Source organism: Rhodococcus sp. WY5 (assembly GCF_018588185.1).
GTDB lineage: Bacteria > Actinomycetota > Actinomycetes > Mycobacteriales > Mycobacteriaceae > Rhodococcus_F > Rhodococcus_F qingshengii.
The window spans coordinates 2,451,031-2,470,908 of the sequence record NZ_JAAMPR010000001.1 but is presented as its reverse complement, the minus strand read 5'-3'; the positions used below and the strand labels follow the sequence as shown (position 1 = coordinate 2,470,908).

Below are 19,878 nucleotides of genomic sequence, written 5' to 3'. Positions count from 1 at the left end.
GTCTAAATGAACGTTGGAGAGGGTCGCAGCAAGGCTCGAGACGAGATCGACGTACTTTGGGACGATCTGGGTGCCTTCGTCCGACGTCTACGCACCAAACGCAACGACCACAAGCTCACGCCGAGCCAGATCCAGGCCCTCGGCCACCTCGACCGACAAGGTCCGTCGACCGCCAAAGAGTTGGCAAAATTCGAGCGCGTCACACCGCAATCAATCGCAAAGACCGTGGCGGCGCTCGAAGAACAGGGCATGGTGACGCGAAGGGCGGATCCATCGGACGGCCGCGCGGTCTTGGTCACGATGACCGAACTCGGCACATCGACCCTTCACGAAGACCGAACGAAACGAACAGAGTGGCTGGCTGAGGTCATCGACGCCGAGTGCACCGAAGCCGAGCGTGACTTGCTTCTGATCGCCGGCCGAATCCTGCGCAGACTAGGCCAGGGCGAGTCCCCAGCATCGACATCGATATCAGAGGAGTCACTGATGAACTCGTGACCACCGTCGTCGAAACGCCGACCCCCCAAACTCCCGTTCCACTGAAACTGAGTCTTGCTCTCGGCTCCGGAACCGTTCTTCAAGCGCTGAACTCGTCGATGATTGCCGTGGCAATCGTCCCGATCGCCACATACTTCGGTTCCAGTTCAGGCACAGCGTGGGTCATCTCGGCCCTCTACATCGCGACTGCGGTCACGGCGCCGGCGGCTGGTCGACTCGGATCGATCCTCGGTGCCAAACGCGTCTACCTCGCCGGATTGGGCCTGATCGCTGCCGGATCGATCCTCGGCTCGCTCGCCCCGTCGCTGGGCTGGCTGATCGCCGCACGAATCCTGCTCGGAATCGGCACGGCGACACAGTATCCGAACGCAATGACCGTCATCCGCGAATACGCTGACCGCCACCGGACTCAAACCCGTTCAGCTATAGCAACACTCACCATTTGCGCTCAATCGGTCGTCGCGCTGGGGCCCACTCTCGGCGGGTTGTTGGTCGGCACACTCGGTTGGCAATCGATCATGTGGGTGAACCTCCCACTTGTCGTCGTCACTGCCGTATGGGTCTTCTTCGCCGCCCCGAGCGACTCCGCCCTGCCCGACCGGGCCGGCGCCGCTGCGTTGTTCAAATCTCTCGACCCACTCGGCATCACCCTGTTTCTCGCTCTGACGACATCGACGATGCTCTTTCTCCTCTCTCTCGCCGAGCACGCGAAGTGGTACCTCGTCCCGTCGACGGCCCTCTTCGCGTTCCTGTTCGTCTGGTGGGAACGTCGAACGGCCTCGGCGTTCATCGACGTCCGTGCCGTCGCTCGAAACCGCGCACTGAGCATGACTCTCGGCCGGACGCTTCTGACGTACACGGCGTTCTACTGCATCTTCTTCGGGCTCCCCCAGTGGCTGCAGGTAGCCCGCGGAATGTCACCGATCAGCGCCGGACTCTTCATGCTGCCTGTCGCTGCGGTCGGGATCTTCGCGACCATGTCCGCGTCCAGGGTGTACGGGAAATTCGGCGCACGGATCACCCTCCTGATCGGCACCGCCGCGTTGGCTGTCGGCGGGATTCTGATTGCCTTTGTCGAATCGAGTTCGACTCCCCTAGTGGCACTCCTGCTGATAGCGGCGATCCTGGGCATCCCCAACGGCTTCAACAACATGGGAAACCAGAACCTGATCAACTCGGTGACCACCTCCGCCGACGTCGGAACTGCGATCGGTCTGTACCGAACAATCCAGTACATCGGCGCCAACCTTGCGGCCGTCGTCATCGAGCTGACCATGCGCGGAACCATCGACGACGCGGGTCTGCATCGCACGGGCGGGACCATCGCCGTCATCGGAATCGCCCTTCTGGTGGGGGTGGTGTTTTCACGGACTCTGCGGTCCCGTTAGACTCTGCGCCGCGCCCCTATAGCTCAGTTGGTAGAGCTACGGACTTTTAATCCGCAGGTCGTAGGTTCGAGTCCTACTGGGGGCACAAACACAGACCCGGCGCCTCATTCAGAGGCGCCGGGTCTTGTGCATTCGTGCCACATCGATTCGTGCCACATGAATGCAACAGCAGGTCATCGAAGCAGGAACTCGAGGGTCACGCGCTCGAATGCCTCCTTGGCTTCGATCATCACCCAGTGCCCGCAGTTCGGAAATACATGCAGTTCGGCGTTCGGAATCAGTCGCATCGGAATCATCGGCATGTCCGGTGGACACTGCCGATCATCGAGTCCCCATGTCAGCAAGGTCGGGCATTGCACCTTGTGCATCATCGACCAGTACGGCGGCACATCCGAGTTGGACATCATCTGCTGCTGAGCGGCAAAGGCTTTGGATCCGTACATCGCGGTCAATGCCTGGTGCGAGGCCGGATCGTTGGCCGTTTGCCATCGTTCCTCGATCCGCTCCTCGGTGATCACGGATCTGTCGTAAACCATGCACTCGAGCCAGCGAACCAACTTCTCGCGGCTGGGAGCGTCGGCGAATTCCTGGAGGAGACGCGTACCTTCGCTCGGGTTCTGACTGAAGATGTTCGGGCCCACGCCTCCGATGGTGACCAATCTGCGGACGCGGTCAGGGAACCTCATCGCGACGTTGACCCCGACAACTCCGCCCATCGAATTGCCGATCATCGCAGCGGATTCGATTCCCAGCGCATCCATGAATCGAACCACCGCCGAGGTTGCCGTGAGAACTGGATGACCGTCGACGGCATCGCTCACGCCGAAACCCGGGAACTCCAGGAGGTAGCAGTGGAAGTGCTTTGCGAACACCTCGAGGTTCCCCCGGTAATTCCGCCATCCACTCACGCCGATCCCGGAGCCGTGCAACAGGATCAACGGCGGACCATCGCCCGCCTCGTGATAGCGCAAAGTCCCCCTGTCGGTAGCGACTTCGCGTTTGGTCCCTTCGTAAGTCACGTCCATACCGCAAGATTAGAACGTGTTACAGATTTGCGACGGCTGATTGCGGAACTTCGCAATCACTGTCAGAAGCATCCCCCGCTGCCTCGACGCCCACTGCGATTCGTGGACTTCTGCTCGCTCGGTTTCGACTTCCCCGTCCCGGCCTTCACACACCGGTTGGGGCGCCGCACCTGCTCGAAGTGCCCGGCGCTCACCACATGACCGGCCACGCTGACCTTGACCGGCGCATCCGCGCGGGCGGTTCCGACTTGCGCCGATCCCAACGTCAGGGCGCAAGCAGCCACAACGACCAGCGCTACCTTCTTCGAGATCTTCATATGCACGGCCACTTCGACACGGGTCCACTCCAGATGCTGAACAGGTGCGCGCACCGAAGGAACACGCTCGGCGTCGACGATATTCAGTCAGGGTGGCCGGCCGCGATCCTTTTGCTCACCAGCATCTGAACAGTCGACGACAAAAGTTTTGGCGGCACGTCAACATCCCGAGGGCGTCAACGAGCCGACGCCCAACGTACGCACCGTTACTGAGAAATCCGTAAATCCGGGCAACCACACAGCGACGGGCGTGGACGTTCGCGTTTGGACTCGCTACGCCACAATCAAACGCCGAACCGCCTCGACTGCCGCCTCCCGACGTCGAGGGATGGAACGAGACGACTTGAGCGCGAGCATCCGGGCGATATCCGTGATCAGCAGGATCAACTCCGTGGGATTCCACGCGGGGTCGATGTGTCCCTCGAGCTGCCCCTTGCGGATTTCCGCAACTTTAGGCCGGAAGGTCTTGCTTCGTATGTCGTCCTCGCTCATGACGTCCGGCGCTTCGAGATCCGCCCATTGCTGCAATCGGGCGTTCTCGGGATGGGCAACGTAGTTGTCGAAGAGGCGACCTGCATAGCCCGGCAAGTCGTCACCTCGAAGTGCTGTCTCCGCTGTTGTTTCGGACGTCCACTGTTCGGTCACGGCAGCGAACAACTCTTCCTTGCTTGCGAAGTACGCATAGAGACGGTCTTTGCTGGCACGCGCTTGCGCGGCGATCCGATTGATTCGCGCGCCGGCCAGCCCGTACGTGGCAAATTCGTCCTTTGCGGCCGCCAGAATGCGGTCCCTCGTAGCTTCCCCTGCTGAGCGCATGTTCACAGCCTAGAACGAATCGGCCGTTGCCGAACCATCCGGTTCGGCGTAGCGTGCAGAGTTGACGAACAATTTGGTTCGCGAACAAGTCGTGCCACTTACCGTCAACTCGAGGAGAGACATGAATCTCGACGAAGCCCGAACTGCTTTCGCCCGGCTCCGTGGTGCGGAAAGTGGTGTATCACCAGCAGAACTCGACGAAGTGTGGGCCGCGCTGGAAACCGTCGCCGCCGAAGAAATCCTCGGCGAGTGGAAGGGTGACGACTTCGCCACCGGTCACCGTCTTCACGAAAAGCTGTTCGCGAGCCGTTGGTACGGCAAGACCTTCAACTCGGTCGAGGACGCCAAGCCGTTGATCTGCCGAGACGAAGACGGCAACCTCTACTCCGACGTCAAGAGCGGCAATGGCGAGGCAAGTCTGTGGAACATCGAGTTTCGTGGCGAAGTCACGGCGACGATGGTCTACGACGGCGCGCCGATCTTCGACCATTTCAAGAAAGTCGACGATTCGACGCTCATGGGCATCATGAACGGAAAATCGGCGTTGGTTCTCGACGGCGGACAGCACTACTACTTCCTGCTCGAGCGAGCGTGATTCGCGCCGAACAGAATTCGAGATCCTCCATGCAGATGACAGCGGCGCTCTCACACGGCCCGCACTCCCCCTTCACACTCGACACCGTCGAGATCGACGAACCCCGCGCAGACGAGATCCTGGTTCGCATCGTCGCGACCGGCCTGTGCCACACAGATCTGTTCACGAAGTCGGTGCTACCGGAACGACTCGGCCCCTGCGTGTTCGGGCACGAAGGGGCGGGGGTGGTCGAGGCCGTCGGCTCGGCGATCGACAAGGTCGTGCCCGGCGATCACGTGTTGTTGAGCTATCGCAGTTGCGGTGCGTGCAGGCAATGTCTCAGCGGTCATCGGGCGTACTGCGAAAGCTCACACGCGCTCAACAGCTCTGGCGCACGCACCGACGGCTCGACGCCGATCCGGCGAGACGGAACCCCGCTACGGTCCGCCTTCTTCGGCCAGTCCAGCTTCGCGGAATACGTCATCGCCTCTGCCGACAACACCGTCGTCGTCGATCCTGCGGTGGACCTGACCGTCGCGGCTCCCCTCGGCTGCGGATTTCAAACCGGCGCGGGTGCAGTGCTGAATCTACTTCGCCCCGAGCCCGACTCGACGTTTGCCGTTTTCGGGGCAGGCAGCGTCGGACTCGCAGCGCTGCTGGCGGCGAGGGCTGCCGGCGTTTCCACCCTGGTCGCCGTGGACCCCGTTGCGCAGCGGCGCGCACTCGCCGAGGAATTCGGCGCCGTCACTGTCGATCCGACCACCGAGGACGCGGTCGAAGCAGTACGCGCCGCCACCGACGGAGGTTCGACACATTCCCTCGACACCACCGGAATCGGCTCCGTGATCAATCAAGCCGTCACATCACTTCGAGCACGGGGAACACTGGCAGTAGTCGGACTCGGAGCATCCACGGTCGAGGTGAACATGGCCGACATCATGCTGAGCGGAAAGACAATTCGAGGATGCATCGAAGGAGAGTCGGAAGTCTCGACATTCATCCCCGAACTCGTCGAGCTCTTCACCGGTGGCCGGTTTCCGATCGACCGCTTGGTGACGCGCTACGCGTTCTCCGACATCAACAAAGCCGTCGAAGATCAGGCGTCGGGCCGAGTCGTCAAACCCGTTCTCGTGTGGTGAGGGGCGAAATGTCTCATTCGTCGACCCGACGAAATTCGCCCTAGACTGCGCTCCTGCACTACACGTCGGAGCAAGGTGGGGACGATGACAGAACACACCAGTACAGGCGCGGGCCACGGCCGGGCCGTAATGCCGATCATCCGGATGCGCGCACGCAGCCGCGACGAGGACCATCGAGCATCGACGCCGCTCGAACTGTTCTTCGACCTGTGTTTCGTGGTTGCAGCCGCACAGGCCGGAGTTCAACTCGTGCATGCTGTCGCCGAGGGCCACTACGCCGACGGCATCGCCGGCTATATGTTCGTCTTCTTCGCGCTGTGGTGGGCGTGGGTGAACTTCACCTGGTTCGCGTCTGCCTACGACACGGACGACGTCCCCTACCGGGTCGCGACCTTCGTACAGATTTGTGGCGTGCTCGTCTTCGCCGCCGGAATCCCCGACGCATTCGACGGAACCGACCGTACGACGGCCATCGTCGGCTACCTCATCATGCGAATTGCGCTCACCTGCCAATGGCTTCGAGCCGCCAGCGGTGAATCCGGTGCAGCGCGAACGACTGCTCTGCAATATGCCGCCGGGCTCGTGATCGTCCAGGCCGGCTGGATCGTGCTGCTCCTGATGCCGGCGTCGGCGTGGATTCCGGGCTTCTTCGTTCTCATGATCGCCGAACTCGCGGTGCCTGCGATCGCCGAACGCAACCACCAGACGCCGTGGCACCCGCATCACATCGCCGAACGCTACGGCCTCTTCACCATCATCATGCTCGGCGAAACCATCGCTGCCGCCACCATCGCGGTCCAATCCGGCATCCGGGATTTCGACGCCGCCGATCTACTGATTCCGATTGCCGTCGGCGGAGTTCTGATCGTGTTCTCCGCGTTGTGGATCTACTTCGCCGTCCCGATCCACGAGTACCTCGCAGACCAAGGCAATCGCGCCGTCCTGTTGTGGGGATACGGGCACTACTTCGTATTCGGATCCGCTGCGGCCATCGGCGCCGGCATCGAAGTAGCCGTCGAGGAAGCAGTTGGCGAAGCGCACATTTCGACGTTCGCAGCATCTGCCGCGGTCACGATTCCGGCCGCGATGTTCCTGATCTTCGTGTGGCTCATGCATTCACGCCACTTCAAGCGCGACAGGATCGAGCAGGCCGTTCTACCGGTGAGTGCAATCCTGGTTCTCGCCTGCACATTTGCCGGACACTGGGCTGTCCCGCTCGCCGGACTGGTGGCGGCGGGAACCGTCGGAGTCGGTGTCGGCCTGAGTACTCGGTCGAAGAGCTGACTCAGATTTCCGGAGCCGGAGCCTCGCCCTTGCTCTGCGGCTCGTGCTGCTTGAGCTCACCGCGCATCTTGTCGAGATCCTTTCCACGCTTTTTGTACATGTAGCCGAGCGCGACAAGTCCAAGGAACAACGCAACGCCCAGGACGGCACCGACAACGGATGCTCCGCGGAATCCGGGGCCGTCGACGTCGAGGATCCGCTCGCCCGCATGCGCAGCGTTGTTGTTGCCGAGAACAACTGTCAGAGAGAGCAGATTCGGCAGCGCGAAGATCACACCCAACGCGAGAGCCGTGATCTGCATGATTCGAGCATGCTTGCGCTTGCGCACCTGCCAGACCGCCCGGAAGAAGATGAGCGGGACCAGGGTGCACACGAGACCGAACAGCAGCCCCCACGCGATTCCGGCGCTGAAACTGCCGTTCGCCAACGACGCAATGCGCTGCGCCCACCAACGCGGAAGGAAGGCGGCAAGGATGAAGTAAGCGATGACCAGGACCACCGCCATCACTGCGATCCCGATGGCCTTCTTCGCCCACGGCGGCATGCCCGGTTTTGCGGTGGCCGGTGAAGTTTCCGGTGTCGTCATGACAATTCCTCGTCTAGTCGGCGTCTGTACTGACGAATCTATCCGTTACGGGCGTTCCTCATCCGCATCGAGAACGATCCGGGCAAGCCGCTTCGGCGCAACGAGGGTGAACGAGGTGTAGATCCACTCCTCCAGTTGCGACCATTTCTCCTCGGAAACGTCGGTGCCGATGTCGAGTGCAACCCACCCGTGTCGACCGAGTCCATAGCCCGCAGCACTTGCGCCTGGTTCGGTGGCCACCACCGCTTCGGCTTCCTCCTTGCTCAGCTTGACGGTCAAGGAGGTGGCTTCGACGTTGCAGAACACGAAGTTCTTGCCGCGGACCCGGAACGTCGGGTGGCCGTCCCACGCTTCGATGTCGACGCGCTCCGCTTCCGGCAGCGACAGCGAGATCTCTTCGAGTCGACGCATGTTGTCGGGCATGGAGACGATTCTGCACGCTCGATACCGAGCTTGACACCCGCGACACAGCTAGGCTCGGCGACGACCGCGTCACCGAACTCCGAACACAGGGAGACTGGCATGCGCACGTTAGTTCATCTCGTTCTGCTCATTTGTGGAATCGCCGTTGCCGTCGGCTCGTTCATGTACGTACTGGCCGGGGTCAAACCCGACAACGTTCGCCTCGAGGACCTGCGGGACGGCTTTCCGGCCGGGTGGGCAATCGAGCAACTCGGCGATCAGTCCGTGACCTTCTACCGGTCGATGGCGATACTTCTGCTCGCCGCCGCCGTGTTGATTCTGATCGCCGCATTGTTCGGTTCTCGCATCGCAGCATGGATCGGAATTATCGTGGGATTGGGGACTCTTGGCACGTTCTACTACCGCGTGAACGATCAGTTCGACAATGTCATCAGGGAAAACTACTCCACGATCCTGACAAATCAGACAGGATTCATTCTGACGGCCGGCGGACTGATTCTCGCTCTCCTAGCGTGCCTGGTCCCCCGCGAGAAGACCCGAGCCTGACCGCTCGGCAACCGGAGGGTTACCGTCGACGCCGACATTCACTAGTGTCTGCAACAGCCGGGTACTGACGAGTAGTACCCCAGAAGAGGTAGGGCATCAATGGCATCGCTTGACGACCTTCTATCCCAGATCCCCATCGACCAGATCGCGCAGCAACTCGGCGTCGACCAGGCAACTGCCGAATCGGCGGTCAAGACTGCACTTCCGACCCTCGTCGGTGGCCTCGGCGCCAACGCGCAGGATCCCGCCGGTGCAGCCTCGCTGGAAAGCGCGTTGCAGTCTCACGCCGACACCAGCCTTCTCGACGACGGCGTCGACATCAGCAAAGTCGACACCGCTGACGGTCAGAAGATCGTCTCGAACATCTTCGGCGGCAACACCGATCAGGTCGCCAGCGCACTCGGCGGTGTCGGTGGCGGCGGTGGAAACGATCTGGTGAAGCAGTTGCTGCCGATCCTCGCTCCCATCGTCCTGGCTTACCTCGCCAAGCAGTTCACCGGTGGCGGAGCCGGCGCGCAGACCCAGGCCTCCGGTGGCGGCGGACTCGGGGATCTCCTCGGCGGAATTCTCGGCGGCGGCGGCAATTCCGGCGGCGGCATCGGCGGAGCACTCGGCGGAATCTTGGGCGGATCCGGGGGTGGCGGCCTCGGAGACCTGCTCGGCGGCCTCCTCGGCGGCGGCAAGAAGTAATACGCTCGACAGATTCGCACTGCGGCGATCCCGTTCGGGATCGCCGCAGTGCTCGGTTCAGTCAACCGTCGAAGATCGAAACATCCTCAGTGACAAGGCAAACGCAACCAACAGCAGCGCGCCCACAAAAGCACTGACCCCGACCCAACCGCCACCCGCGTATGCAAGACCCGCGAGGGCGCCCGCCACGGACGAACCCGCGTAGTATGCAAACAGATACAACGCCGACGCCTCGGCCCGGTGATCGGTAGCGATCAGCCCCACCCAACCGCTGGCCACCGAATGTGCGGCGAAGAATCCTCCGGTGAAGAGCAGCATCCCCACGAGCGTCAACGCCAGATTGTCCGGAACGGTCAGTGCCAGGCCGATACCGATGACGACAACCGACCCGAGCAGCACGCTGCGCCTACCCAGTCGGTCAGAGGCCCCGCCGGCTACCGCCGAGGTGAAAGTTCCGGCAAGGTAGAAAAGGAACACCAGGCCCACAAGCGCTTCAGGAAGGCCGAAAGGTGCTGCCGTGAGCCGAAACCCGAGGAAGTTGTAGATCGACACGAAGCCGCCCATCAGGATGAATCCCAAAGCGAAGAGTGTTCGCAGCGACGGGTTCGCAAGGTGGCGTCGTAGATTCGACGCGATCGTGCGCGCCGATATCGGTTGCGGGCGAAAGAACTTCGACGCGGGAAGCCGCCGGATCATGTTGAGCGCGAACAATGCCGACAGCGCGGACGCAGTCAACAGCGCCCAACGCCACGTACTGAAATCGACGACGGCCGACGGCACGAGCCGTCCGATCAGCCCACCGATCGTCGTGCCGGCGACGTACCTTCCCATCGCTGCACCGAGGTCCTTCCGATCGACCTCCTCGGCCAGATAGGCCATCGCCACCGCCGGGACACCGGCCAGAGCCAATCCTTGTGCTGCGCGTCCGACCAGCAGAACCTCGATCGTCGGACTCAGCGGCAGAAGTAAACCGATCACACAGGACGCCGACGCCGACGCGATCATCACCCGTGTGCGACCGAACCGCTCGGAGAGCGCACTGGCCGGAATGATTGCCAACGCCAACATGCCCGTCGTCGCCGAGACGGACAGCGCAGACACCGCAGGCGAGACGTGGAAGTCTTCGGCGAACGCAGGCAGCAACGCCTGTGCCGCGTACATCGAGATGAACGTCGACAGCCCGGCCGCGAACAACGCAACGGTCACGGTTCGATATCCCGATGTTCCGCGGCGAAGCGGCATCACTTCGGATTCGATCACATTCTCGACAGTCACCACGTACCTCCAGGCATCACTTACCTCCGGCAAGAATCCTCCCGCCCAGACTCGGCAAAAGAAAATGCATAAACTTGATGTTCTATATGCTCCAGAGGTATATAGATTGGGTTCGTGATGCTGACCGAAGACCTCGAATGGTTTGTCGTGCTCGCCGAAACCCAACAGGTGACCGCTACCGCGGATCTGACTCACCTGTCGCAGCCGACCCTTTCGCGCAAACTCGCACGCCTCGAACGACAGATCGGCGTGACACTCTTCGACCGTCAGGGACGCCGACTCGAACTGAACCGGTACGGCGAGATCCTCTATCGACATGCTCGCATCGCACTGCGCGCCCTCGACGCCGCGCAGACCGAAATCCAGTCGCTGGCGAGCCCCGAGAGCGGCACGGTCCGGCTCGACTTCCTCCACTCGTTCGGCACCTGGTTGGTGCCGCACATGCTGCGCGGATACCGCGTCGAGCATCCCGGAGTGCGATTCGAACTGCATCAGGACAGCGCGCAGTTCCTGGTCGACAGAATCGCCGCCGGCACGTCCGACCTGGCCGTCGTCTCGCCTCAGCCGCGCGATCCGCAGGTGGCGTGGATGCAGATCGCCCAGCAGTCACTGGCATTGGCTGTTCCGGCTGATCATCGCTTTGCGAAGTTGCATTCGGTCGAGCTTGCGGACGCGGCCGACGAACCGTTCATCGGTATGCATCCGAGCTTCGGGATGCGAAGAATTCTCGATGAACTGTGCGCGGCCGCAGAATTCACTCCGAATTTCGTCTTCGAGAGCAGCGAGCTGGCAACGGTCGGCGGACTGGTCTCCGCGTCCTTCGGCGTCTCGGTCATGCCGGTTCAGGATCCACCGATCTGGGCCGAAGGAGTCGTCTACGTACCGATCGAAGGAGCACAGCGAAAAATAGGGCTGATCTGGTCGAAGAGCCGCGAGCTGTCCGATCCCGCCCGGACTTTCCGCGACTACGTCGAAAGAACGACTTGGTAGTGAAAGTGCCCCCGGATAACTACGGATCGGTAACATCCCTCGAGGGGAGCAATTTTCATGCCATTCTTTTCAAACCTACGGTGCCGTAGGCTGGGGCGAAGTCGCGCATTCACTCAACATGGAGGCAAGAAATGACGAGGATTCTGACGCAGCTGGAGCTGCTACAAGAGCTGCAGCCGGTTGCCGAGGAGAACGTCAACCGCCACATCTCCATGGCCAAGGAATGGCATCCACACGACTACGTTCCGTGGGACGAGGGCCGTAACTTCGCAGCCATGGGCGGCGAAGACTGGAGTCTCGAACAGTCACAACTCGGCGAGGTAGCTCGCGCCGCAATGATCACCAACCTGCTCACCGAGGACAACCTGCCGTCGTACCACCGTGAGATCGCCGAGAACTTTTCGCAGGACGGTGCCTGGGGAACGTGGGTCGGCCGGTGGACCGCCGAGGAGAACCGCCACGGCATCGTGATGCGTGACTACCTCGTCGTCACGCGCGCAGTCGACCCCGTCGAGCTCGAGCGCTTCCGCATGGAACACATGACAAACGGTTACAGCGCACCCATCGACGAGGGCGACGCCGGCCTGCTGCACTCGGTCGCCTACGTGACCTTCCAGGAACTCGCGACGCGCGTCAGCCACCGCAACACCGGCAAGGCCTGCGACGAGCCGATTGCCGACAAGATGCTTCAGCGCATCGCCGCCGACGAGAACCTGCACATGATCTTCTACCGCAACATCTGCGCCGCCGCGCTCGATCTTGCTCCCGATCAGGCGCTCAAGGCTGTGGCGAACATCGTCCAGAACTTCCAGATGCCCGGTGCCGGCATGCCGAACTTCCGCCGCAACGGCGCCCTCATGGCCAAGCACGGCATCTACGACCTTCGCCAGCACCTCGACGAGGTCGTCTGGCCTGTCCTGCGCAAGTGGAACATCTTCGAGCGCAACGATTTCAGCGCCGAAGGCGAGAACACGCGCGAAGAGTTGGCGGCCTTCCTCGAGACACTCGCCGCCAACGCGACGAAGTTCGAGGAACAGCGCGATCGCATGCTCGCACGCGAAGCCGCCAAGCGCGAACAGCAGGCTTCTTAGTTTCACCAGCTATTCTGTGCCCGGTACCGGATTCGGTACCGGGCACTTCCAATTGTCACAAGTATTTGTTCAGAGGTAGACAATGTCATCCCTTCGTATCGGTTCACTCGAGCTGCACAGCCCCGTGGTCCTCGCACCCATGGCGGGCGTCACCAACGTCGCCTTCCGCACGCTGTGCCGTGAACTCGAACTCGAACGTGCAGGCAGCACGTCCGGGCTCTACGTCTGCGAGATGGTCACCGCCCGCGCGCTCGTCGAACGCCAACCCGCCACGATGCACATGACCACGTTCGGTCCGACCGAAACGCCCAGGTCGCTGCAGCTGTACACCGTCGACCCGGATACGACTTACGCCGCGGCCAAGATGATCGTCGACGAGAACATGGCCGATCACATCGACATGAACTTCGGCTGCCCGGTACCCAAGGTGACCCGCAAGGGCGGTGGATCGGCGCTACCGTACAAGCGTCGACTGTTCGGTCAGATCGTCGCGGCAGCCGTGCGCGCCACCGAAGGCACCGACATTCCGGTCACCGTCAAGATGCGCGTCGGCATCGACCCCGAACATCACACGCACCTCGACGCCGGCCGGATCGCCGCAGCTGAAGGCGCCGCTGCCGTCGCACTTCACGCACGTACCGCGTCGCAGCGCTACTCCGGCACTGCTGACTGGAACGAGATCACGCGCCTCAAGGAACACGTCACCGACGTGCCGATCCTCGGCAACGGCGACATCTTCGACGCCTCGGATGCTGCCCGCATGATGAACGAGACCGGCTGCGACGGCGTCGTCGTCGGACGCGGCTGCCTCGGACGGCCATGGCTGTTCGCGGAACTCAGCGCAGCTCTCAACGGACAACAGATCGCCACGCCGCCGACGCTCGGCGAAGTCACCAAGATCATCGCCCGTCACGCCCAACTGCTCGCCGCACATCACGGTGAAATGAAGGGTCTGCGCGAACTTCGCAAGCACGTCTCCTGGTACATGCGTGGGTTCCCGGTCGGATCGGATCTGCGGGTCTCGATGGCTCTGGTCAGCACGTTGTCCGAACTGGACGATCTGCTCGGACAGCTCGACCACGACGTCCCGTTCCCCAAGGACGCCGAAGGCCCGCGCGGACGCCAAGGCTCACCCGGTCAGGTAGCACTCCCGGAAGGTTGGCTCGACGATCCCGAAGACGACCTTGTGCCGGTGGGAGCTGACATGATGCACTCTGGCGGCTAGCGAAAACACGCCGTCGGATTACTCACATCACTTTCTGAGTGAAGCACTCAGGATTCACCAGTAATATGGCTCCAGCTTCGTCGACAACCGGTTGACGCCGGCATCTGAATGACGAGTTACTGACAGTCGACGACGGGACAGGTTGCATCGGTGGGTGATGATCACGATTCGGGCCCACCTCCGCCCGAGAGCCGCGCCCCCTGGGAACGTCCGCTCGCAGACAAGCGCTTCCGCAACGCCCGACCGGACCAACCGGCAACGCCCCAGCGCCCTGCCACACCCCAGCGACCAACACCGCAACCACCCAGTCCCCCGGAGCGTCGCAGCAGTGGACGTACCGGGCGACGGGACTCGCCTCCGACCGACGACTCCGTTTCGGTCGCCGAGTTGGTCCGTCGGGTAGGCGACAAGAAGCCGCCACCAGCCCCGGCTGCGCCGCCCAAGCCGGCGCCGAACAAATCCGTACCACCCAAGACTCAATCTTCAGCAGCGTCGTCGCCGCCCCCCGCCCGGCCGATTCCCGCCCGTCCGACCGTTCCGCCCGCCGCTGCGGACTGGATCACCGAAGAACATCCCGTCACCTCCGCAGTGCCGCGGGTAGTCGGTGACACCGGCGCCACTCGTCTGGCGCAAAGCAAGATTCGCCGCCGCCATCGCGCAAGAGTGATCGGCCGATCGGCAGTAGCGTTCCTGGCCGTCATGTCTCTCGCATTGACCGGCGTCGTGTGGGGCTATCTGCGCTCGGTCGAAGGCGGATTCGATCAGATTGCGGCACTCGACACCGAGTCCGACGACATCATCGACGCCGGTGGTCAACTCGGCGACGAGACGTACCTGATCATCGGCACCGATACCCGCGCCGGTGCGAGCGGTGAGATCGGCGCCGGAACCGTCGAAGACGCCGAAGGCGCCCGAGCCGACACGGTCATGCTGGTGAACATTCCCGCCGACCGAAGCCGCGTCGTCGCCGTCTCCTTCCCGCGTGACCTCGACGTCGAACGTCCGATCTGTCAGGGATGGGACAACGACGCCGGCAAGTACACCAGCGAAACCTTCCCGGCAGCGAGCGGCGACAAACTCAATGCGACATACGCACTCGGTGGCCCCAAATGCCTGGTCAAGGTCATCCAGAAGATGTCCGGCCTGAAAATCGGGCACTTCGTCGGAATGGACTTCGCCGGTTTCGAGCGCATGGTCGACACCGTCGGCGGTGTGAACGTCTGCTCCCCCGGACCGATCGAAGACGGCATCCTCGGAACCGTCCTCGCCTCCGGCGGCACGCAGATGCTCGACGGCCGTACCGCCCTCAACTACGTGCGTGCTCGCCACGTCGAAGCCGAGGGCAACGGCGACTACGGGCGCATCACCCGTCAGCAGAAGTTCCTGTCGGCGCTGCTCCGCTCGGCCCTGTCCAACCAGGTCCTCCTGAATCCGAGCAAGCTCAACGGATTCATCAACGCCTTCACCAGCGACACGTTCGTCGAAAACATCGACACCAAGTCACTGGTCACCCTCGGTCGCTCGCTCCAGAACGTCGACGCAGGCGCGGTCACGTTCTTGACGGTCCCCACGGACGGCACCAACGACTGGGGCAACGAGATTCCTCGCACGGACGAGATCAAGTCCCTCTTCCAGGCGATCATCGACGACGATCCGCTTCCGGGTGAAGAGCGCGAGGAAACCACACCGTCGTCCACCAGTTCCACGACAACCGCTCCTACGTCCAGCACGCCGCCGGCCGCCACTTCCGTCGAGGCAATGAGCGCCTACAACATCTCGGTCGACGTCTCCAACGCCTCGGGAATCGCCGGGCAGGCCGCGACAATCGCCGACAGCCTCGCGGCTTACGGTTTCCAGATCTCCACGGTCGGTAACTTCAGCGCAGCCACCGGCCTGGCGAATGCTCAAGCGTCGACCACCGTCGTGCGCTACGCCGCAGGTTACGAGGCTGAAGCGGTGACGGTCGCGTCGTCGATTCCCGGCGCGGTTCTGGTTCTCGCTCCGAGCATGGGAGACATGATCGAGGTCGTCGTCGGAAGCAATTTCGCCGGCACCGTCGTCGCCCCCGCGGACCCGGGAACCATCCTGGCGGCAAATCCGACGTCGGTCGACACCAGCACCTCGACGGCTCTGCCCGCCGACATCGCCAGCGTCAACGCCGGCGACACCACCTGCGACTGACACGCGTTCATTCACCTTGCGTTCACCTGGTGCTTGTGACTTGGTCTTTCACGGCACGTAGGCTCTGACCTCATGCGCGTGGCTTACAACGAACAGATGACCGAGCTTGCAGACACGCTCGGCGAGATGGCAGGACTGGCAGGTGCCGCTATGGAGCGCGCCACCCAGTCCCTGCTCCAGGCAGACCTGTCCCTGGCAGAACAAGTAATCGGCGAACACGACAAGATCACCGAACTCAGCACCATCTGCGAGGAGCGCGCGTTTGCGTTGCTCGCCTTGCAGGCTCCCGTTGCCGGAGATCTGCGCTCGGTGGTCAGCGGAATCCAGATCGTCGCCGACATCGACCGCATGGGCGCACTCGCCCTGCACGTCGCCAAGATCGCGCGCCGCCGACATCCCAACCACGTCCTTCCTGAAGAGGTCAACGGCTACTTCGCCGAGATGGGACGCATCGCTGTCTCCATCGGTGCGGCCGCCAAGGTCGTCCTCGAGACCCGCGACCCCGAGCGCGCTGCCCGTCTGCGCGAAGAAGACGAAGCGATGGACGACCTCCACCGCCACCTCTTCACCGTCCTCATGGACCGTGAGTGGAAGCACGGCGTTGCTGCCGCAGTCGACGTCACGCTGCTCGGCCGCTTCTACGAGCGATTCGCCGACCACGCCGTCGAGGTCGGCCGACGTGTCATCTTCCTGGTGACCGGCAAGCTGCCCGAAGAGCCCGAAACCACCGAGAAGGTCGACAACCTCACCTCGTACCCGGATCTCTGAACCCAACCGTCCACGTGAGTAAAAGGCGGCCGCGCACTTGCGCGGCCGCCTTTCCTATTCAGTTCTCGTGCAACCAGGTTTCCAACGTGGGTCCTGCAGTTGTGGATCCCGGCGCGGGCAGCAACGCCCCACCCTTCATCGCCTTACCCGCTCCCGGCATCGAGATCGGGATCAGCCACTTACGTCGGCCACGGTATTTCAAGATCTCGCGCGTCATGGCCGGGATCTCGAGGACCTCAGGCCCGGCGAGATCTGGAGCCCTCCCGGTCGGACCGTTCTGAGCGCACGTCACGAGCGCCTCGGCGACGGTCTTCGCTGCCACCGGTTGTGACCGCATCCGAGGAACCATAGCGATCGGCCCCAGTCCGAACAGCGCGATCGTCTTCTCGCCGAACTCGAACCACTGAGTGGATCGCAGGATCGTGAAGGGAATACTCGACGCTTCCACCGCGCGTTCCTGCGCAGCCTTCCCCTGGTAGTAACCGAAGGACTTCAATCGCGGATCGTCGCAGTTCACGATCGAGAGCAACACGTGGTGCTTCACGCCGGCCCTGGCTTCGGCCGCGGCGATGTTCTTCGCTGCCGTCTCGAAGAACTCGATCGCCTTCTTGGCACTGTTGGTGACATGATCACTCACGTCGACGACCACGTCGGCGCCGGAAAATGCTTCGTCCAACCCCGCACCCGTGGAGATGTCGACTCCCGTCGATCGAGCGGCGGCGACGACGTCATGGCCCCCGATTTTCGCCTGCTCGACGACCAGCTTTCCCATCTGGCCGGTTCCGCCCAGAACAACAATTCGCATGATGCCTCCGTCAAACCTGTGCGCCCGGCTCTCTTCGGCCTGGTCACATACTGGACGACGCAGCCTCCCGAAGTGTGACGGTCGGGCGAATCAGTCGGTGTACTTCTGCGAAACTCGCCCACGCCACTGCGACCAGATCGGATCCAACGCTGCGCTCGCCTCATGTGCGTGGTCGGCAACGGCCCGTGCCAGCATCCCTGCTCCCGCCAGCGGCGTCACGTGCCCTTCGACGTCGTCGGTAGTCTTCATCCCCAACAGCATGGTCGTACCGAGCACGCGATGGCCACCGAGAATTCCCGGCAGCGAACGGCCAGGAACGCTACGCAGGTCGAGAGTTTCCACGAGCAGCGCGTCACCGTCGACGGTAATGCGCTGATCCGAGCGAAGCGCACCGCCGGTTTCGCCGGTCCGGCCGAATACGATCATCTCGTCGAGCAGCACAACGGCATCGGATTCCAGTGAAATATCCACGCGCCTGGTCACATCCGCGCCGCCGGCGACGACAAACGGTGCCGCACGCCAGATCAGCGCCGCACCGGCACCGACGCTCGCCGAAGCCGACCACGACGCCCGGCCACCGCGTGCGTTGTACGCGACGGTCCCGGACGGCTCGATCACCTCGAGACACGTACCGGGTGCGACCACGAACTCGATACGTAGGTCGTCGCCGGCCAACAGCGTTGCGCTGTGCCCTACCAGGGCAATTCGCACGGTGAGCCCGCGAGCGTCGACGAACCGCGGGGCCAGGAAGTCGCCCGAGATCAGCTCTCGCGCAACAGCGGTGTCACCCACTCTCTCGACGACGACCCGCGTAGCTCCGGTGCGCATCAGTGAGCGTGAGAGTGGCTGTGCCCGTGACCGTGTCCGTGGTCTTCTTCATCGGCATGGAAGTGCGGCGCCATCGGCCCCGGATCCTGCGGGGTGTGACTACCCGCACGGTGAGCTGCGATGACCTGGCGAAGCCACGCACTGAGTTGGTCGATCGTCGCGTGATCCTTCTGGCTGAGCGCGAGAACGGGAAGTCCGTCACGCGCGGCCGTGGCATCGGCAACCATCTGGACCGCGTCGACGTCGACGTACGGGGCCAGGTCGATCTTGTTGACCACCAACAGATCTGCCCGCTCGATGCCGGGACCGCCCTTGCGGGCGACGTCTCCGCCGCCCGCGACGTCGATGCAGAAGATCTGGGCGTCGACCAGTGCCGGGCTGAACGTGGCGGTCAGGTTGTCACCGCCGCTTTCCACGATCACCATGTCGAGGGGATGGAACTGACGCTCGAGGTCTTCGACCGCAATGAGGTTCGGCGTGACGTCGTCACGAATAGCCGTGTGCGGGCACGCACCGGTCTCGACTGCGACGATGCGCTCGATCGGAAGTACGTTGGCCGCGCGCAACAGTCGCGCGTCCTCGTCGGTGTAGATGTCGTTGGTGACCACCGCGATCTCGTACTCCGACGCGAGTTCGCGGCAGATGGTGGCGATGAGGGTGCTTTTGCCGGTGCCGACGGGGCCGGCAACGCCGAGCCTCAAACCTCTTGCAGCAGTGGTGGTGTTGTTCAGGTTGTCAAGCACGGAAAATCCTCCTGGATCGAGCGTGGTGTTCGAGTGACCATTGTTCGACCAACGGCCCTGTTGTTGCGGGTATATCTGCGACGCCCTCGACGGCTACGGCAGCCGCGGCGACGGTTTCGATGGTCGGGGCTGCTCGGAGCAACCATTCGACCGGTTCTGCCGGATCCACCGGCAGTAGCTTCAGTGCCGCCGACGCCACCGTTTGGGCGTCGTCGTACAAACAAGATCTGGCCGCCTGCAGGTCGTCCATCCCGGAGACCGCCGTGAAGACGCCCAACGCGAGCGGACGCATCGGATGCCCAGGCAGCGCCATGAGCATCTGCACCGCGGGGTGCTGCGGCCACAATCGCGACGCCAGTCTCGCCAGCCCACGGCCGAGCTGAATCGACGCCTCACGCAGCGGTGCACTGGGAGTCCGAGCGAGCAGTTCCCTCGAGATGTCCTCGAGTTCGCCTGCACTACCCTCACTTACGGCCCAGCGGCGCGTGACCACCGTTGAAGCGGCCTCGACAAGTCCGACTGTTTCGAGTCGACCGCGAATGAAGTCAGGGACCTGACTCTGCAGGAGTCCGCCCGCCAGTGCCGGTTCCAACCCCGACGAGTGCGCGTGACCGCCGGTAGGCAGACGCCCGTCTGCCAAGAGCATCGATGCTATCTCGGCAGATGCCGTCTCGATCGACATGGTT

At 62.9% G+C, this 19,878-nt stretch carries 22 protein-coding genes and 1 tRNA gene; 13 read left to right on the top strand and 10 right to left on the bottom strand.

Going from position 1 to position 19,878, the window contains the following annotated elements:
• Positions 1–6: 6 nt before the first annotated feature.
• From G4D79_RS11575 to G4D79_RS11565, 3 genes are all read left to right on the top strand, one after another.
• Complete coding sequence (locus tag G4D79_RS11575) at positions 7–498, top strand: MarR family winged helix-turn-helix transcriptional regulator (protein ID WP_007733882.1); 492 nt, start codon at positions 7–9, stop codon at positions 496–498.
• Positions 495–1,886: an MFS transporter gene (locus G4D79_RS11570; protein WP_042922262.1), complete on the top strand. Its 1,392-nt coding sequence runs from the start codon at positions 495–497 to the stop codon at positions 1,884–1,886. The genes G4D79_RS11575 and G4D79_RS11570 overlap by 4 nt, the downstream gene beginning before the upstream one ends.
• 12 nt (positions 1,887–1,898) lie before the next feature.
• Positions 1,899–1,971 (top strand) — tRNA-Lys (locus G4D79_RS11565).
• An 88-nt stretch (positions 1,972–2,059) separates the two neighbouring features.
• Here the strand turns inward: G4D79_RS11565 and G4D79_RS11560 are convergent.
• The 3 genes from G4D79_RS11560 to G4D79_RS11550 all read right to left on the bottom strand — a co-directional run bounded on the left by G4D79_RS11560 (position 2,060) and on the right by G4D79_RS11550 (position 4,044).
• Positions 2,060–2,911, bottom strand: a complete 852-nt coding sequence (locus tag G4D79_RS11560; RefSeq protein WP_030535259.1) for an alpha/beta fold hydrolase — start codon at positions 2,909–2,911, stop codon at positions 2,060–2,062.
• A 62-nt stretch (positions 2,912–2,973) separates the two neighbouring features.
• Positions 2,974–3,282, bottom strand: coding sequence for a hypothetical protein (locus G4D79_RS11555; RefSeq protein ID WP_136470805.1), 309 nt, complete (start codon positions 3,280–3,282; stop codon positions 2,974–2,976).
• Between the two features lie 219 nt (positions 3,283–3,501).
• Positions 3,502–4,044: a TetR/AcrR family transcriptional regulator gene (locus tag G4D79_RS11550; protein WP_030535258.1), complete on the bottom strand. Its 543-nt coding sequence runs from the start codon at positions 4,042–4,044 to the stop codon at positions 3,502–3,504.
• A 121-nt stretch (positions 4,045–4,165) separates the two neighbouring features.
• On the opposite strand from G4D79_RS11550, the gene G4D79_RS11545 reads away from it, so the two are divergent.
• The 3 genes from G4D79_RS11545 to G4D79_RS11535 all read left to right on the top strand — a co-directional run bounded on the left by G4D79_RS11545 (position 4,166) and on the right by G4D79_RS11535 (position 7,041).
• Positions 4,166–4,639, top strand: a complete 474-nt coding sequence (locus tag G4D79_RS11545) for a DUF4334 domain-containing protein (protein WP_099697813.1) — start codon at positions 4,166–4,168, stop codon at positions 4,637–4,639.
• A gap of 29 nt (positions 4,640–4,668) precedes the next feature.
• Entirely contained in the window at positions 4,669–5,757 is a 1,089-nt protein-coding gene (locus G4D79_RS11540) for an NAD(P)-dependent alcohol dehydrogenase (protein WP_180279606.1), read from the top strand.
• A gap of 84 nt (positions 5,758–5,841) precedes the next feature.
• Positions 5,842–7,041 (top strand): low temperature requirement protein A, encoded by a 1,200-nt coding sequence (locus G4D79_RS11535; RefSeq protein WP_075834255.1) that lies wholly within the window; start codon positions 5,842–5,844, stop codon positions 7,039–7,041.
• Position 7,042: 1 nt separating this feature from the next.
• Here G4D79_RS11535 and G4D79_RS11530 read toward each other — a convergent pair whose 3' ends face one another.
• Together G4D79_RS11530 and G4D79_RS11525 are read right to left on the bottom strand one after the other, a co-directional pair.
• Positions 7,043–7,627 (bottom strand): hypothetical protein, encoded by a 585-nt coding sequence (locus tag G4D79_RS11530; RefSeq protein ID WP_003940111.1) that lies wholly within the window; start codon positions 7,625–7,627, stop codon positions 7,043–7,045.
• Positions 7,628–7,672: 45 nt separating this feature from the next.
• The gene (locus G4D79_RS11525; protein WP_007733864.1) at positions 7,673–8,050 is read right to left on the bottom strand and encodes an MmcQ/YjbR family DNA-binding protein; all 378 of its coding nucleotides are present in this window, start codon (positions 8,048–8,050) and stop codon (positions 7,673–7,675) included.
• Positions 8,051–8,149: 99 nt separating this feature from the next.
• Here G4D79_RS11525 and G4D79_RS11520 point away from each other — a divergent pair, with 99 nt between their 5' ends.
• Both G4D79_RS11520 and G4D79_RS11515 read left to right on the top strand, forming a co-directional pair.
• Positions 8,150–8,596, top strand: a complete 447-nt coding sequence (locus tag G4D79_RS11520) for a hypothetical protein (protein ID WP_003939955.1) — start codon at positions 8,150–8,152, stop codon at positions 8,594–8,596.
• A 99-nt stretch (positions 8,597–8,695) separates the two neighbouring features.
• Positions 8,696–9,286, top strand: a complete 591-nt coding sequence (locus G4D79_RS11515; RefSeq protein ID WP_003940105.1) for a DUF937 domain-containing protein — start codon at positions 8,696–8,698, stop codon at positions 9,284–9,286.
• Between the two features lie 57 nt (positions 9,287–9,343).
• Here G4D79_RS11515 and G4D79_RS11510 read toward each other — a convergent pair whose 3' ends face one another.
• Positions 9,344–10,528 carry an MFS transporter gene (locus G4D79_RS11510; protein ID WP_164490635.1) on the bottom strand — a complete coding sequence of 395 codons (1,185 nt, stop codon included), beginning with the start codon at positions 10,526–10,528 and terminating at the stop codon, positions 9,344–9,346.
• 147 nt (positions 10,529–10,675) lie between these two features.
• Between G4D79_RS11510 and G4D79_RS11505 the strand changes: the two genes are divergently transcribed.
• The 5 genes from G4D79_RS11505 to phoU all read left to right on the top strand — a co-directional run bounded on the left by G4D79_RS11505 (position 10,676) and on the right by phoU (position 16,816).
• Positions 10,676–11,551: a LysR family transcriptional regulator gene (locus G4D79_RS11505; protein WP_099697815.1), complete on the top strand. Its 876-nt coding sequence runs from the start codon at positions 10,676–10,678 to the stop codon at positions 11,549–11,551.
• A 131-nt stretch (positions 11,552–11,682) separates the two neighbouring features.
• Positions 11,683–12,642 (top strand): acyl-ACP desaturase, encoded by a 960-nt coding sequence (locus G4D79_RS11500; RefSeq protein WP_003940492.1) that lies wholly within the window; start codon positions 11,683–11,685, stop codon positions 12,640–12,642.
• A gap of 82 nt (positions 12,643–12,724) precedes the next feature.
• Positions 12,725–13,867: a tRNA dihydrouridine synthase DusB gene (dusB, locus tag G4D79_RS11495; protein WP_003939756.1), complete on the top strand. Its 1,143-nt coding sequence runs from the start codon at positions 12,725–12,727 to the stop codon at positions 13,865–13,867.
• Positions 13,868–14,017: 150 nt separating this feature from the next.
• A complete protein-coding gene (locus G4D79_RS11490; protein ID WP_235867825.1) occupies positions 14,018–16,048 on the top strand; it encodes an LCP family protein in 2,031 nt (676 codons plus the stop codon).
• Between the two features lie 72 nt (positions 16,049–16,120).
• Positions 16,121–16,816, top strand: coding sequence for a phosphate signaling complex protein PhoU (gene phoU, locus G4D79_RS11485; protein WP_003940130.1), 696 nt, complete (start codon positions 16,121–16,123; stop codon positions 16,814–16,816).
• A gap of 58 nt (positions 16,817–16,874) precedes the next feature.
• On the opposite strand, the gene G4D79_RS11480 is transcribed toward phoU, so the two are convergent.
• The 4 genes from G4D79_RS11480 to G4D79_RS11465 all read right to left on the bottom strand — a co-directional run bounded on the left by G4D79_RS11480 (position 16,875) and on the right by G4D79_RS11465 (position 19,874).
• Positions 16,875–17,621 carry an SDR family oxidoreductase gene (locus tag G4D79_RS11480; protein WP_099697816.1) on the bottom strand — a complete coding sequence of 249 codons (747 nt, stop codon included), beginning with the start codon at positions 17,619–17,621 and terminating at the stop codon, positions 16,875–16,877.
• 90 nt (positions 17,622–17,711) lie between these two features.
• Positions 17,712–18,449: an urease accessory protein UreD gene (locus G4D79_RS11475; protein WP_235867826.1), complete on the bottom strand. Its 738-nt coding sequence runs from the start codon at positions 18,447–18,449 to the stop codon at positions 17,712–17,714.
• A complete protein-coding gene (ureG, locus tag G4D79_RS11470) occupies positions 18,449–19,192 on the bottom strand; it encodes an urease accessory protein UreG (RefSeq protein ID WP_020908922.1) in 744 nt (247 codons plus the stop codon). The genes G4D79_RS11475 and ureG overlap by 1 nt, the downstream gene beginning before the upstream one ends.
• Positions 19,185–19,874: an urease accessory protein UreF gene (locus G4D79_RS11465; RefSeq protein WP_007733855.1), complete on the bottom strand. Its 690-nt coding sequence runs from the start codon at positions 19,872–19,874 to the stop codon at positions 19,185–19,187. Before G4D79_RS11465 ends, ureG begins: the two co-directional genes overlap by 8 nt.
• Between the last annotated feature and the right edge of the window lie 4 nt (positions 19,875–19,878).